Annotated in this window: 13 protein-coding genes; 11 read left to right on the plus strand and 2 right to left on the minus strand. The window is 31.5% G+C overall.

Features of this window, described 5'->3' with window-relative positions:
* Positions 1-52: 52 nt before the first annotated feature.
* From pheT to ACWJJT_RS15745, 11 genes are all read left to right on the plus strand, one after another.
* Positions 53-2,431, plus strand: coding sequence for a phenylalanine--tRNA ligase subunit beta (gene pheT / locus ACWJJT_RS15695; protein WP_462955354.1), 2,379 nt, complete (start codon positions 53-55; stop codon positions 2,429-2,431).
* Positions 2,432-2,603: 172 nt separating this feature from the next.
* A complete protein-coding gene (locus ACWJJT_RS15700; RefSeq protein ID WP_462955355.1) occupies positions 2,604-3,203 on the plus strand; it encodes a cell division protein ZapA in 600 nt (199 codons plus the stop codon).
* Positions 3,204-3,446: 243 nt separating this feature from the next.
* Positions 3,447-5,159: an ABC transporter substrate-binding protein gene (locus tag ACWJJT_RS15705; protein WP_462955356.1), complete on the plus strand. Its 1,713-nt coding sequence runs from the start codon at positions 3,447-3,449 to the stop codon at positions 5,157-5,159.
* A gap of 70 nt (positions 5,160-5,229) precedes the next feature.
* The gene (locus tag ACWJJT_RS15710; RefSeq protein WP_216303263.1) at positions 5,230-6,192 is read left to right on the plus strand and encodes an ABC transporter permease; all 963 of its coding nucleotides are present in this window, start codon (positions 5,230-5,232) and stop codon (positions 6,190-6,192) included.
* Between the two features lie 11 nt (positions 6,193-6,203).
* Positions 6,204-7,121 carry an oligopeptide ABC transporter permease gene (gene opp4C, locus ACWJJT_RS15715; protein ID WP_462955357.1) on the plus strand — a complete coding sequence of 306 codons (918 nt, stop codon included), beginning with the start codon at positions 6,204-6,206 and terminating at the stop codon, positions 7,119-7,121.
* A gap of 10 nt (positions 7,122-7,131) precedes the next feature.
* Positions 7,132-8,100: an ABC transporter ATP-binding protein gene (locus ACWJJT_RS15720; RefSeq protein ID WP_462955358.1), complete on the plus strand. Its 969-nt coding sequence runs from the start codon at positions 7,132-7,134 to the stop codon at positions 8,098-8,100.
* A gap of 63 nt (positions 8,101-8,163) precedes the next feature.
* The gene (locus tag ACWJJT_RS15725; protein WP_462955359.1) at positions 8,164-9,129 is read left to right on the plus strand and encodes an ABC transporter ATP-binding protein; all 966 of its coding nucleotides are present in this window, start codon (positions 8,164-8,166) and stop codon (positions 9,127-9,129) included.
* Between the two features lie 60 nt (positions 9,130-9,189).
* On the plus strand, positions 9,190-9,384 hold the full coding sequence (locus ACWJJT_RS15730; protein WP_462955360.1) for a hypothetical protein: 195 nt from the start codon (positions 9,190-9,192) through the stop codon (positions 9,382-9,384).
* 184 nt (positions 9,385-9,568) lie between these two features.
* The gene (locus tag ACWJJT_RS15735; protein ID WP_462955361.1) at positions 9,569-11,500 is read left to right on the plus strand and encodes an ABC-F family ATP-binding cassette domain-containing protein; all 1,932 of its coding nucleotides are present in this window, start codon (positions 9,569-9,571) and stop codon (positions 11,498-11,500) included.
* 95 nt (positions 11,501-11,595) lie between these two features.
* Positions 11,596-13,962 (plus strand): ATP-dependent DNA helicase, encoded by a 2,367-nt coding sequence (locus ACWJJT_RS15740; RefSeq protein ID WP_462955362.1) that lies wholly within the window; start codon positions 11,596-11,598, stop codon positions 13,960-13,962.
* A 721-nt stretch (positions 13,963-14,683) separates the two neighbouring features.
* Positions 14,684-15,100, plus strand: a complete 417-nt coding sequence (locus ACWJJT_RS15745) for a hypothetical protein (protein WP_462955363.1) — start codon at positions 14,684-14,686, stop codon at positions 15,098-15,100.
* Positions 15,101-15,179: 79 nt separating this feature from the next.
* Here the strand turns inward: ACWJJT_RS15745 and ACWJJT_RS15750 are convergent, their stop codons facing one another.
* The gene (locus ACWJJT_RS15750) at positions 15,180-15,425 is read right to left on the minus strand and encodes an AbrB/MazE/SpoVT family DNA-binding domain-containing protein (RefSeq protein WP_462955364.1); all 246 of its coding nucleotides are present in this window, start codon (positions 15,423-15,425) and stop codon (positions 15,180-15,182) included.
* A gap of 296 nt (positions 15,426-15,721) precedes the next feature.
* Positions 15,722-16,213 carry a YajQ family cyclic di-GMP-binding protein gene (locus tag ACWJJT_RS15755; protein ID WP_462955365.1) on the minus strand — a complete coding sequence of 164 codons (492 nt, stop codon included), beginning with the start codon at positions 16,211-16,213 and terminating at the stop codon, positions 15,722-15,724.
* Positions 16,214-16,270: the final 57 nt, after the last annotated feature.

Consider the following 16,270-nt stretch of genomic DNA (forward strand, 5'->3'; position numbering starts at 1 on the left):
GCAGCTTCGCAGAAGATGATTTAATACTATACAAATTCTAGGAGGATATAAAATGAAAGTTCCAGTTAAATGGCTTAAAGATTATGTAGATATAGATATTTCACCAAAGGTGCTTGGAGATAAGTTAACCATGTCTGGTTCAAAAGTAGAAGAGGTTATTATATCAGGTGCTGAAATTGAGAAGGTTGTTACAGGGAAAATAATAAAAATAGAAAGACATCCGGATGCTGAGAAATTAGTTATATGTCAAGTAAATATAGGATTAGACGAACCGACTCAAATCGTTACAGCAGCTACTAATATGAAAGAACAGGATATAGTACCAGTAGCACTTCACGGATCAACGTTACATGGAGGACTAAAAATAAAAAAAGGTAAACTCCGTGGAATAGTTTCAAATGGTATGTTCTGCTCTGAGGAAGAACTTGGAATTGCAGTTGATGAACCAGTTGATGGACTAATGATACTTCCAAGCGATACCATCATTGGAAAAGACATAAAAGAAGTATTAAATCTTCAAAGTGTACTAATAGATTTTGAAATAACTTCAAACAGAGCAGATTGCTTAAGTATTCTAGGAATAGCTAGAGAAACGGCTGCAACTTTAGGCACGCAGTATAGAAAACCAGCGCTTGATTATAAAGCTACCTGCAAGGATAATGTGGAAGACATTTATAAGGTTCATATTAATGATGAACTTTGCAGAAGATATATGTTAAAGGGCATAAAAAATGTAAAAATTGAGCCTTCTCCACAATGGATGCAGGAAAGACTTATAGAAGCGGAAATTAGACCTATAAATAATATAGTGGATATTACAAACTTTGTAATGGTAGAGCTTGGTCAACCTATGCATGCATTTGATGCTAGGCAAATTACGACTAATGGTATAGTGATAGAAAGAGCGGGTAACGGAGAAAAATTTATTACCTTAGATGAGATAGAAAGAGATTTAGATGAAAGTATTTTAACTATTAAAGATGGAGATAGAACAATAGCAATTGCAGGCATTATGGGAGGCTTAAATTCAGAAATTAAAGAAGACAGCACAAGCATAATACTTGAGAGTGCAAACTTTAATGGGGTTAATATAAGACTCGCTTCTAAGAAATTATCTTTAAGAACCGATGCATCTTCTAAATTTGAAAAAGATTTAGATCCTAATATGGCTGAAATGGCAATGGATAGAGCTTGTCATTTAATAGAAGAATTAGGTGCGGGTGAAATAATGGACGGATGCACTGAGGTATATCCGAGTAAAATTAAATCTCATACTTTAGAAGTAGATGCAAATTGGATTAATAAATTTTTAGGAACTAATATATCTATGCCAAATATGAAAATATACCTTGATAGGTTAGAACTTGCTACAGAAATAACTGGGGATTTTTTAGTTATACATGTACCTACGTTTAGGTCTGATATTAACATTAGAGAAGACGTCGCAGAGGAAATAGCTAGAATGTATGGTTATGATAACATACCATCTACTATTCCTAATTGTAAAACTTCAAAAAGTGGGAAAAGTGAAAAGCAAAAATTAGAAGATAAAGTAGTGCTTTCTTTAATTGGTAGTGCACTTAATCAATCCATAAGTTATTCTTTTGTAAGTCCTAAAATATTTAATAAAATTTTAGTTCCAGAAGATAGTGAGTTAAGAAAAGTAGTTACTATAAAAAATCCTTTAGGAGAAGATTATAGTATAATGAGAACTACAACTATAGCATCTATGATGGAATGTTTATCAAGGAATTATTCAAGGAATAATGAAGAAGCTAGGTTATTCGAAATAGGTAAGGTGTATATACCAAATGAAGATGCAGATAAGCTTCCAGAGGAAAGAAATATATTAACTATAGGAATGTATGGAAATGCTGATTATCTGGATTTAAAAGGTGTAGTGGAAAATGTATTAGATATTTTGGGAATGAAAAATACATCATTTAAAAGAGAAAGTGAAAATCCAACTTATCACCCAGGAAAAACATCAAACCTATATGTAAAGAGAGAATTTATAGGTGTGGTTGGAGAAATTCATCCGAGTGTTTCGGAGAACTATGAAGTGCAGCCAAGATGTTATATAGCAGAATTAAACTTAGATATATTATATAAATATGCTGACTTAAATAAGAAATACAAAGCACTTCCAAAGTTTCCAGCTGTAACAAGGGATATTGCACTTATAGTTGATGAGAGGGTTCTAGTTCAAGACATTGATGATATAATTGTAAAGCAAGGTGGTAATATTTTAGAAAGTGTAAAATTATTTGACGTGTATAAGGGGAAACAAATAGCAGAAGGAAAGAAAAGTATAGCCTATGCTATAGTATATAGACGCTCGGACAAGACATTAACAGATGAAGAAGTAAACAAGGTGCATGAAAAGATATTAAGATCTCTAGAGCATAAATTAGGTGCGCAGCTTAGATAATGAAAGTAAACTAAAACTCCCTTAGTAATAAGGGGGTTTTATCACTTCATGCAATCTCAAAAAACAAATGAATATTGTATTAATTGTATGCATAATTTCAAAAAATTGGTTTTATTAAAAGTTATATTGTGGTACAATAAGTTTAACTAATCTGTCTAAGAGGGTGTTTTAGATGAACGTTGTAACAATAAAGATAAACGGTGTTGAATATAATTTAAAAGGTGATGAAAGAGAAGAATATTTACATATGGTAGCTAGTTATGTTGATAAAAAAATAAAAAATATAATGGGTAATAATGAAAAGCTTAGTACTTCCTCAGCGGCAATTTTAACAGCTTTAAATTTAGGTGATGATATGTTTAAAAGTAAGTCACTTTGCAAGGAACTTTTGAGTAAGGGTGAATCTTTAGAAAAACATGATAATGAATTGAATGAGCAATTAGAAGGTTTAAAAAAACAGTTAAATCATTTGGAAGACTATAATCAAGAATTACTTAACAAGTGTAAAAACACAGAAAAAACTGAATATGTAAAAACATTAGAGCAAGAAAATATAGAGATGCAACAACAATTAGATGTGATGCAAGTGACTAGTAAAAGTTGTATCGAAGAAAATAGAAGAACAAAAACAGAAAATAAAGAAATGAGATTTAAGCTTCAATCTTATAAGTACAAAATAATCGATTCACAAAATAAGTTGATAGAATACCAAATTAGTTTAGCTAAACAAAAGAAAATTAATAATCCACTTTTAGCTTCACATAAAAAATAAAAATTATTTAAATGTCGCCGAAAGGCGATTTTTTTAATGGACGAGAAATATATTTACAAAAGGCTCACAATTTTTAAAATAATTGTGAGTCTATTTTTTATTATAATGACTTTAAGTTGATAAAGTGTAATATTAAAATGCTCATGAAACATATAATTATATTGATAGCGAAATTAAAGACTGTTATATTAACAACAATTATTAAGTTATATGAAATTGTTTATAAAAAAAGGGGGGAAAACAATGAAAAGAAGAATTGCTGGATGTTTAAGTTTAGCAATGTCAATGGCTCTAGTATTATCGGGTTGTGGTAAAAGTGATGTTGGGAGGGCAGCGAAGGATTTAAAAGGATCAGAAGTTATAGCGGCTGTAAATCCAGAAAAAGTGCCACAAACAGCAAAAAACAGAAAAGATACTTTAATTGTTGGATTTACAGCACCAGAAGGAAAATTTAATCCCATATATGAAAGTTCAGTAGATGATGGTTATATTGCTCAATTAGTTTTTGAAGGGTTATTGACAAATGATGCGAAAGGAAATCCTGTAGAAAAAGTAGCTAAGAAATGGGAGATTTCAAAGGATAGCAAAACCTATACCTTCCATTTAAACAAAGGCATTAAATTTAGCAATGGAGAAGAATTAACTGCAAAGGACGTGGAATTTACTTATACAGCTATTTGTGACCCAAAGTATGATGGACCCAGAACAGACGCTGTAGATAAATTGGTTGGGTATAAGGAATACAATAAAGGTGATGCTAAAACTGTTAAAGGCATAAAGGTTATAGATGACAATACAATTTCATTTACATTAACAGATGTTAAAGCACCAGCTCTAAGTTCTGATTTTATTTATGGGATTATGTGCAAGAGTTATTATGCATTTGAAAAAGGTAATATAGATAAATTAAAAAAAACATTCTTAAAACCGATGGGCAGTGGTCCATATATATTTAAAGCATATAAAGCAGGTCAAGAAGCTGATTTTGAGAAAAACCCTGATTATTGGAAGGGTGCGCCTAAGATTAATAAGTTAATATTAAAAGTTACTAATGCTCAAACCAATATTCAATCACTTTCCGCTGGTGAAGTAGATATCGATAGAATTACAGCTGAACCAGAAAATATCCAAATGCTTAAAAGTGCAGGATTCTTAGATATGCAACTTTTTCCAGATAATGGATATGGATTTATAGGTTTAAACCTTAAAAATGAAAAATTAAAAGATAAGAGAGTACGTCAAGCACTTACCTATGGTTTAAATAGAAAAGGATTTATAGATGCTAGATATAAAGGTTACGCTGATGTTTGTAATTCACCAGTATCGCAAGTCTCTTGGGCATATACTGATGATATAAAGAAGTATGAATATAATCCTGAAAAAGCAAATAAATTATTAGAAGAATCTGGTTGGATTAAAAAGGAAGATGGCTTTAGATATAAGGATGGTAAAAAGTTTCAAATCCATTGGATGACTTATCAAGGAAGTAAATACGTAGAATTGTTAATTCCAATAGTAAAGGAGAATTGGAAGGCTATAGGAATAGATGTTATTCCTGAATTAATGGAATTTAACACTTTGTGTACAAAGGTTTTTGATGAACAAAAATTTGATATGTATAATATGTCTTGGACTTTAAGTATTGATCCAGATCCATCAGGATTATTCTCAGAAAAGCAAGCAGAGCTCGGTGGATTCAATCCAGGAAATTGGGTAAATAAAGAAAGTGAAAAATTAATGGCAGATGCTCGTAATACTACGGATGTAAAAGAAAGAAAGGTATTATATCAAAAGTGGTTAAAACTTTTCACAGAGGAAGCTCCATATGTTTTGTTAGATCAATGTAAAATGATGTGGGCTGTAAGTTCAAGAGTTAAAGGCATAAACATCTCTCCATATGTTAATTTTACTTATCAAATTGCAGATGCAGAATTAATTGAACCTAAAGCTAAATAGGTAAATGATGCTTTAATTATATTTTACTATGCTTGGGGTTACCAAGCATAGTTTATAAAGGAGGATTGTCATGAGGCAGTATATAACTAGAAGATTACTGCAAATGATACCAGTTTTAATAGGGGTATCTATAGTAATATTTTTAATATTACAGTTGGCACCAGGTGATGCATTAACAGGTAAAATGGACCCACATTTAACACCAGAAAGAAAACAAGAATTAAGACAGCAAATGGGACTAGATCTACCGGCGTATAAGCAGTATCTTAGATGGGCTGGAGGAGTACTTCATGGGGATTTTGGCGAATCTACTAACTTTAAACAGCCAGTAGGAAAGGTTATGAACACATATATTTGGAATACATTTTACCTAGCTATACTCTCATTAATACTAAGTGTATTAATCTCAATTCCAATCGGAGTAGTTTCTGCAACTAAGCAGTACTCAAAATTTGATGGTTTTTTCACCGTGTTTGCCCTGATAGGTATTTCTATGCCCTCCTTCTTTTTTGGTATGCTTCTTATAAAAGTTTTTGCTGTAGACCTTAAAATACTTCCGGTTTCTGGAATGAGCACGGCTGGAAGTACAGTAGCAGGCATTTCCTATGGTTTAGATGTAGCTCGTCATATGATACTACCGCTAATTGTACTTACTTTAAGTAGTGTAGCAGGTCTTATGAGATACACAAGATCAAGTATGCTAGAGGTAATAAGGCAGGATTATATAAGAACAGCTAGAGCTAAAGGACTTAAAGAAAAAGTGGTTATATATAAACATGCTCTTAGAAATGGAATGATTCCTGTTATTACTTTACTGGGATTTTGGCTTCCTTTATTATTTTCTGGAGCGTTTATTACAGAAAGCATTTTTGGGTGGCCTGGCATAGGACCTATAGAAATTGCTGCAGTAAGTGGACGTGATTATCCACTGCTCATGGGAATAAATATCTTATTTGCAGTGTTAACTTTGGTTGGGAATTTAATTGCAGATGTTACTTATGCCGTAGTTGATCCGAGAATAAGGCTTAAATAGGAGGTGTTAAAATGCAAGCAGAAGTAAAACCAAAAGTGAAGCAAATTAAAAAAGAAGAAATTTTAAGCCCTTGGAAGATAATAAGAAAACGGTTAAAAAAGAATAAACTAGCTATATTTGGAATGTATATACTATTGTTTATGGTGATTATGGCATTAATTGGTCCATTAATATCACCTTATAAAATGGAAACTATAGATTTATACAATGTATCATCTTCACCTTCTTTTAAACATCTTTTGGGTACTGATGATGTGGGAAGAGATGTTTTAGTAAGAGTGATGTATGGAGGCAGAATATCTCTGTCAGTAGGAGTGCTCGCTGTATTTGTTGAAGTACTAATTGGAAGTATGTTAGGAGGAATAGCAGGCTTTTATGGTGGAACAGTGGATAGTGTAATAATGAGGATAGTTGATATATTCTTATGCTTTCCAAGTTTGCCACTACTAATAATGCTGGCAGCTGTAATGTCAGATTTAAAAGTTGCCCCACAGTATAGGATGTACGTAGTTATGTTTATTATAGGATTACTTGGATGGCCAAGTCTTTGCCGTATTGTTCGAGGACAAATACTATCCCTTAGGGAACAGGAATTTATGCAGGCAGCAGAAGCTTTAGGACTTAAGGATAGAAGAAAAATATTTAGTCATCTACTACCAAATACCTATGCGTCTATTATAGTTTCAGCTACTTTAGGTATAGGTGGTGCAATTCTAACGGAATCAGCATTAAGTTTTCTAGGACTTGGAGTTACTCCCCCTACGCCGTCTTGGGGTCAAATGGTCCAGGCAGTTAATAATGCATATATATTACAATTCAAACCTTGGATTTGGGCGCCTCCTGGCATATGCATTTTCTTAACGGTAATGGGTATAAATTTATTTGGAGATGGACTTCGCGATGCCATCGATCCAAAACTAAAAGTTTAGGAGGGGTGCTATGAGTAAGAATTTAGTAGAGATAAAAAATTTGAAAACGTATTTTTACACCGAAGATGGAATTGTGAAAGCTGTTGATGATGTTAGTTTTAATATTAGAAAAGGTGAAATAATAGGTGTAGTTGGAGAATCGGGTTGTGGTAAAAGCGTTACGGCAATGTCAATAATGAGATTAATTCCGTCACCACCCGGAAAAATAGTTGGTGGTGAAATTCTGTTTGAAGATAAAAATATTTTAGAACTTAAAGGCGATGAAATAAGAAAAATAAGGGGCAATGACATAGCGGTAATATTTCAAGAGCCTATGACTTCATTAAATCCTATATTCACTATAGGGTATCAAATAGAAGAAGTAATAATGCTCCACCAAAAATTAAATAAAGCCCAGGCTAGGGAAAAAGCGGTAGAAATGTTAAAGCTAGTTGGAGTGCCAAGAGCTGAGGACATAGTGAAGTGTTATCCTCATGAGCTTAGTGGTGGTATGCGCCAAAGGGCAATGATTGCAATGGCCGTGTCTTGTAATCCAAAGCTCTTAATAGCAGATGAGCCAACTACTGCATTAGATGTAACAATTCAAGCGCAAATACTGGATATTATGAAAGATTTAAAGAAAAAACTTAATACTTCAATAATGTTAATCACCCATGATCTTGGAGTAATTGCTGAAATGGCAGAATATGTAGTAGTAATGTATGCTGGTAAGGTTATTGAAGAAGCACCCGTAATTGAGTTATTTGAAAATCCAATGCATCCATATACTGAAGGATTAATGAAATCTAAACCTTCACTGGATAAAGATGTAGATAGATTATACTCAATACCCGGACAGGTTCCAAACCCAATTAATATGCCAGAAGAATGTTATTTTTGTGCAAGATGCCCGAAAGCTATGGATATTTGTAGAAAGAAGCAACCACCTACTTACGAGATAAGGAAAGGACATAAGGTAGCCTGCTTTTTATATGATTAGCAAAAGAACTAATAACTGCTTTGTACTACTGAGCAATGCATGGAGTGTAAGGAGGGGAAGTAAGTGTGTGATGAAATAGTTAGAGTAGAGAATTTAAAAACATATTTTCCTATTCAGGGTGGAATACTTAAAAAGACTGTAGGTTATGTTAAAGCTGTAGATGGGGTATCTCTATATATAAATAAAGGTGAAACCTTGGGCCTAGTGGGTGAATCAGGATGTGGGAAAACTACAGTTGGTAGAACTATGTTAAGGCTTATAAACAAAACAGAAGGCAATGTTTATTTTAAAAATCAAAATGTATTTGATTTATCGAAAAAAGATTTAAGAAAGATGAGACCTAAAATGCAAATAATTTTTCAAGATCCATATAGTTCTCTTAATCCAAGACTTACTATAGGGCAAATAGTTGGAGAATCGCTAATAGATCATGAGTTATTGCCTAAAAGCGAAATTGCTGGTAGAGTTCAAGAGGTGCTTGAGATTTGTGGGCTTGCACCTTATCACATAAGAAGATACCCACATGAATTTTCAGGTGGGCAAAGGCAGAGAATAGGAATAGCAAGAGCTCTTATATTAAATCCTGAATTTATAGTTGCTGATGAACCTGTATCAGCACTAGATGTGTCCATTCAATCTCAAATAGTTAATTTAATGTGTGATCTTCAAGAAAAAATGGGGTTTTCATATTTATTTATTTCGCATGATTTAAGTGTAGTAAAACATATTAGTCATAGAATAGGGGTTATGTACCTAGGATCTTTGGTGGAATTAGCATCAAAAAATGAATTGTACAATAATCCTCTTCATCCATATACAAAGGCATTGTTATCGGCAGTGCCTCTACCAGATCCAACACTAAAGAGAGAAAGAATTATTCTTAAGGGAGATATACCAAGTCCGGCAAATCCACCCTCTGGCTGTAAATTTCATACCCGATGTCAATATGCTGTGGAAAGATGCAAAAATGAATGTCCACAGTATAAAGATGTAGGCGGTAAACATTTTGTAGCTTGCCACTTGCTGTAAGGTAATGATTGGTAGCATAAAAGGATAGTATATTGAATTTACAGAGTAAGGGGGTAATATATGAGACAGGAAAGAGAAATAGAAATAGAAAGAATAAAGGATAGGGATATGAATTGTGATGAAGGTGTAGGCTGGAAGGACATTGTAGCCATTGTTATAGCACAATTTCAGATATTGATGCCAATAGTTATGGGAGCTGCATTAGTCATGAGTTTGTTGTTATTTATTGTAATGAAAGTATGGATCAGAAGTTAATAATAGTTAATTAATATATGTAAAAAAACTGTATATTTTTCAGGGAATACACCCTAGAGATAATGAAAAATTTGTCGAAGATGAATTTACACTATCACTCGGGTGCTTATTTGGGTATAATTGAAGTGTAGGGACATTTAATCTCATGCCCCTAATGTTAGAACATGAAAAGGATGGTATGTATATGAATTTATTAACAATAGAAGAAATGAGTAAAAGTTATAGTGAAAAAATACTCATTAATAAAGTGTCATTAGGTATAAGTGATGGCGATAAAATTGGATTAATAGGAGTTAATGGTACAGGGAAATCAACTTTTCTAAAAATAATAGCTGGCTTTGAAGTTCCTGATGAGGGAAGAATTTTAAAGGGAAACAAAGTGAATATAGAATACTTATCTCAAAATCCTAAATTTGACCCAGAAGCTACAGTGCTTGAGCAAATTTTTAAAAGTGACACTGATGTTATGCACGTTATAAGAGAATATGAAGTAGCTATGGAGAAAATGGAGGAAAATCCAGAAGATGAGTCCGTTCAAAATACTTTAATGAACCTTAACACTAAGATGGACGCATGTAACGGATGGGAAGTTCAAAATGAAGCTAAAATAATACTTACAAAGCTTGGAATAACAAATTTTAAGCAGCGAATAGGTAACCTTTCAGGTGGTCAAAGAAAAAGAGTGGCTTTGTGTAGTGCTCTAATTACGCCCTCAGATTTATTAATTTTGGATGAGCCTACAAATCATATGGACAATAAAATAATAGATTGGCTTGAGAAATTTTTAAATAGTAGAAAAGGTGCACTACTTATGATTACTCATGATAGGTATTTTTTAGATAGAATAACAAATAAAATTATTGAGCTTGATAAGGGTAATCTATATAGTTATCAAGGGAATTATAGTGTGTTTTTGGAAAAGAAAGTTGAAAGAATGGCTTTAATGGAAACGATAGAGAAAAAAAGAGAGAGTTTATTTAAAAAGGAACTAGCTTGGATAAGACGTGGGGCTAAAGCTAGAAGTACTAAGCAAAAGGCAAGAATTGACCGTTTTGGTGAGCTTCGCGATGGAAAAGTTGATGTAACAAACGAAAAGTTAGAATTATCCTCAGCATCGACTAGACTCGGTAAAAAGATTATGAATATAGAACATATTTATAAAGCATATGGTGAAAAGAAATTAATTAGTGATTTTAGTCATACTTTTACTAGGAGAGATAAAGTAGGTATTATAGGGCCTAATGGTATGGGGAAATCTACACTTATGAATATTTTAAGTGGAGTATTAAGCCCAGATTCAGGGGTAATAGATTGGGGAGAAACATTGAAAATTGGCTTTTTCCATCAAGAAAATGGTGAGATGAACGAAAAGCTACGTGCTATAGAGTACATTCGCGAAGGTGCAGAATATATAACTACAGGCGATGGAGAACAGGTTACAGCTTCTCAAATGCTTGAGAGATTCTTATTTGATGGAACTACTAAGCATTCATTTATTTCTAGTTTATCCGGTGGAGAAAAACGAAGACTATATTTATTAAGGATTCTTATGGAAGCTCCAAATGTACTATTTTTAGATGAGCCAACTAATGACTTCGATATTCAAACTTTAGCAGTACTTGAAGATTATTTAGATGGGTTTAGTGGTGTGGTTATAACTGTATCTCATGATAGATACTTTTTAGATAGAGTCTCTGACAAAATATTCAGTTTTGAAGGAAATGAAAAGATAATTCAATTTGTAGGTAATTATTCTGAGTATAAAGAATATATAGAAAAAAATCCGAATTTACTAGAAGTAGATAAAGAAGACAAAAAAGATGTAAATGAAGAGGTTGCAAGCAGTAAAGATGAGAGAATTAAAGAAGATAAACTTTTGAAAATTACATTTAAAGAGCAGAAAGAATTTGATGAAATCGACGGTAAAATTGAGCAAAAGGAAGCAGAACTTGTGGATATTAATAAAAAAATCAATGATGGAAGTAGTGATTTTGAATATTTGCAGAAACTAGTTAAGCAGCAAAAAAATATTGAAGTTGAAGCTGAACAGCTAATGGTGCGATGGACATATTTAAATGAATTAGTTGAGAAAATAGAGCAGCAGAAAAACAATTAAATAATCACCCGCTTATACAAGTGGGTGATTTTGTTTCTGAAATGTTATTGAAAATTTATGAGTGATAAGTTTATTTAATAAAGAAGGTATAGTCTGTGGATAAAGATAGAGATATAAAAATATCTGTGCGTAACTTAGTAGAGTTTGTACTAAGGGCTGGCGATTTAGATATGAGATTTATGGGGAGTAGCAGAGCTGTAGAGGGAACCAAAGCACATCAAAAAATTCAAAGTGAAAATAAAGAAAAGTATTCGGTATTACTTGGAGAAGAATATCACCCTGAGGTAAGTTTAAAACACAGCATACTATATAATGGGGCCTCGATTATAATTGAGGGTCGTGCTGATGGTATTCTAATCAAAAATAATAAAGTTACCATAGATGAAATCAAAACAGTTGCTAAAGATATAGAACTTATTAAGGAGGATTATAATAGTCTTCACTGGGCTCAAGCCAAATGCTATGCATATATATATGGGATTCAAAATAATCTTGGGCTTATTAATGTTCAATTAACCTATTATGAAATAGATACGCAAAAAACTAAGCAATTTATCAAAGCTTTTTCAATTGAAAAATTACAAGAATTTTTTGATGAAATTATTTCTAGCTATTTTGTATGGGCAAATATTGCTAGTGAGTGGAATAAGGAAAGAGATAGTTCTATAAAAGAGTTGTTGTTTCCGTTTGAAAATTATAGGGACGGTCAAAGGGAACTAGCTGTCTGCGTATATAAAACAGTAGTAGAGAAAAAGAAAATGTTTGTGCAAGCCCCCACAGGAATAGGTAAAACTATATCTACTTTGTTTCCGGTGGTTAAAGCTATGGGAGAAGGGCATACCACAAAGATCTTTTACCTAACAGCCAAAACTATAACAAGACGGGTTGCAGAGGATGCTTTTGATAAAATGAAATCAAATGGACTTAAATTTAAGACGATTACACTAACAGCGAAGGATAAAGTATGTCTTAGTAAAGGTAGTGCATGTAATCCGCAGCAATGTAAATTTGCAAAAGGACATTTTGATAGAGTTAATGAAGCGCTACTTGATATTCTGAAAAATGAAAATACATTTAGCAGAGAAATAATTGAGATATACTCAAATAAATATAACGTATGTCCATTTGAGTTTTCATTGGATTTAACTGTGTGGGCTGACAGCGTTATATGCGATTATAATTATGTATTTGATCCTAGGGTTTACTTAAAAAGATTCTTTACTGATAACGGTGGGGAATATACTTTTTTGGTTGATGAGGCTCATAACTTAGTGGATAGAGCTAGAGAAATGTTTTCAGCGCAAATTAGTAAAAAATTGATTATGCAATTGAAAAAAGATATAAAAGGTCTTGACGATCAAATGTACAAAGTTTTGAATAAGTTAAATGCTCTTATCAACAGCATGAAGAAAATGTGTAATGAAGATGGATATTACAAACAAAATTCTGAACCAGTGGATATATATAACCTCCTTACGAGGCTTACTAAAATATTAGAAAAATGGCTCACGAAAAATGAAAAATCTGAAACATATGATAGTTTTTTAGAATTGTATTTTAATTCTTTGAGTTTTATTCGGGTAGCTGAACTTTATGATGAAAAATATATAACCTATGTAGAAAGTGGGTTAGATGACGTAGTATTAAAAATGTTTTGCTTGGATCCATCTAAGCTTTTAAGAGAGGCGTCAAAAAGAGGGCAATCAGTGATATACTTCTCTGCAACGCTACTACCATTAGTATACTTTAAAGAGATTTTGGGTGGAGAAAGTAAGGATTACCATTTAACGCTGAATTCTCCTTTTGACAAAAGTAGGCTTAGGGTAATGGTAGCTAAGGACATTTCTACTAAATATAAATATAGAGAAAATAGTTACCTAAAGATAGTAGAGTACATACATTCTGTAATAAGTGCTAAGAATGGAAATTATATGGTGTTTTTTCCTTCATATAAATATATGGAGGAAGTGTGTAATAGTTTTACGCAAAAGCATCCACATATTAAAGTAAGTATCCAAACTAATTCTATGACTGAAGATGCCAGGGAAGAATTTTTGCAAAACTTTAGTAGTTCGAGTGGTGAGAATATTTTAGGTTTTGGAGTTTTAGGTGGTATATTTTCTGAAGGTATTGATTTAAAAGGTGATGCATTAATTGGTGTTATAATCATCGGTGTAGGTCATCCTATGATTTGCTTTGAACGGGAAATTATTAAAGAATACTTTAATAATAAAAGCAATTGTGGCTATGAATATTCTTATATGTACCCAGGTATGAATAAAGTACTACAGGCAGCGGGAAGGGTAATTAGAACAGAGGAAGATAGTGGGATCGCGCTATTAATAGATGATAGATTCCTCAACCAAAGGTATAGACGACTTTTCCCAAATGAATGGGATAATTATCATATAATAAATAATAGCACTCATGCTAAAAAAGAGATTTGTGAGTTTTGGGAATAAAGAATTATAAAAATAACATTATCTAATAAAATAAAAAAACTTGAGCATTCGCTCAAGTTTTTTATATACAAACAATTAAAGTCTATTTATAGGATACTATGGGGGGGGGATAAAAAAGGAAACTAATTTAATAATAACCGCTACAGATACATCTACATAAAATATTTTCCTTTTTATAGTTGGGGTATTTAATTTTAAAGGGATTATATCAAAATAAGTTTCCTATATATAAACGGTATATTTCGACTTATTTCTTACTATAAGATTAACATGTATTACACATATAGTCAATGGGATTTTTAAAAGTTTAATGTAAACTGATTAAAAATGAAAATAGATAAATATATTCGACAAAATATAATAAAATTCACATTTTCATTTAGTGCTTTATCAATGATATTGTAAAATCTTAACTCTAACTAGTTTTATATTTTTCTTATATCGTATTCGCTCTATAGGTTAGTTATCTCTATAAGTTGACGATTTCCCATACTATTAATTAAATAAGTAAAAGTGACGGGAGCTTAAAAGGTTTTTTTTGGTGTTTTTACAGAAAATTAATAATAATATAGCATTTATAGTGCTAGAATATAATATAAGAATAACAATGCTGAAAGTGCTAAATTAAAATTATTATATTTAGTTTACTGCTTACACATGTTAAAGTAGATAACACTTAATAAGTTATCTACTTCAGAAAATGATAGGGGGGATAGTATAAATGTTTGTTAAATCTTCTAGGGAAGTTTATGGCTGGGATAGATTTTCAACAGCAACCTTATTGGTAGGAATATTTTTGTTAGTAGCTAGGTATTCATTAATTTTAGGAACAGCACTTATTATATATTCAATTTGGAGAAGTAGGTCAACTAATGTACATGGTAGAAATAATGAAAAATTTGTTTTTGAAAATATAGAAAGACATTTTTATCGCAAAATCAATAATTTAAAACAAAATATTAAACTAATTAATATTAAAATTAAAAATTATAAACCTATAGAGAGATTAAAGGAAAAAAAGAAGTATATAATAACTAGCTGTCCTAAATGTGAACAAAAATTAAGATTACCAAGGGGAAAGGGTAAAATTATTATAACTTGCTCAAAGTGCTGTAGCGAATTTAGATTGAAGACATAAAAAAAGATATCCTTTTAAAGGATATCTTTTTTTATTAGGCTCGTATGACCTATTTTATTTAATAAAAAACTATCTTGAATTATTTACCTGAACCTAACTCAGCAAGACAGTCTTTACAAATATTTTTACCTTTGTAGTTTACAACGTCTCTTGCATTTTGACAGAAAATACAAGCTGGCTCATATTTTTTAAGAATAATTTGATCACCATCTACATAGATTTCTAAAGCGTCCTTGATATCTATATTCAAAGTTCTTCTCAATTCTATGGGAATAACAATTCTTCCAAGTTCGTCCACTTTTCTTACAATACCTGTTGATTTCATTTAATTTCCTCCTCAAACATCTTTCGACTTATTTATAATTAAATTGTAGCAAAAATAACATAAAACGTCAATAGGTTTATGAAAATATTTAAGAAAAATAATAAAAATTAACAAACTTTTACGTATTATGCAAAAAAAATATAAATGGTCTGTCATTTTAAACATTATTATAATATCTTATACAATATACATAAGATTTTAATTATTACAATATACATAATGGCTTGTAATTGGTGTAAATCATAATAGTAAATAAAAAAGGTTAGTACAGTGGGTACTAACCTTTAAAAATGTAACTATCTATAATTAGTGAATTGTAGGGGAATATCAAAATCTTTCGATTTTATTAAAGCCATTACTTGCTGTAGATCGTCAAGGTCCTTACCGGTAACCCTTAGCTGATTATCCATAATTTGAGCTTGAACTTTAATTTTGCTGGATTTAATTTCAGCAATTATTTTTTTCGATTTTTCAGTAGAAATACCTTTTACAATTTTGGCTGTTTGCCTTGCAGAACCTAATGTAGCAGGTTCTTGTTTACCTAGATCTAATGCTTTTCCAGATATACCTCTTTTAATTAACTTACTTACAAGAACGTCTATAACTGATTTTAATTTAAAATCATCATCAGATATTATTTTAATATCTTCTTTTCCTAGGTTAATTTCAGTAATAGTATTTCTAAAATCATATCTTTGTTTAATTTCTTTCAATGCTTGGTTTATTGCATTATCTACTTCTTGCATATCGACATCTGATACTATGTCAAAGGAATGTGCAGTTGCCATAATTAAAAACCTCCTATATATTTTTATGTTAATTAATAGAATCTTATTAATTAATAG

The organism is Clostridium sp. CM041, assembly GCF_055081035.1.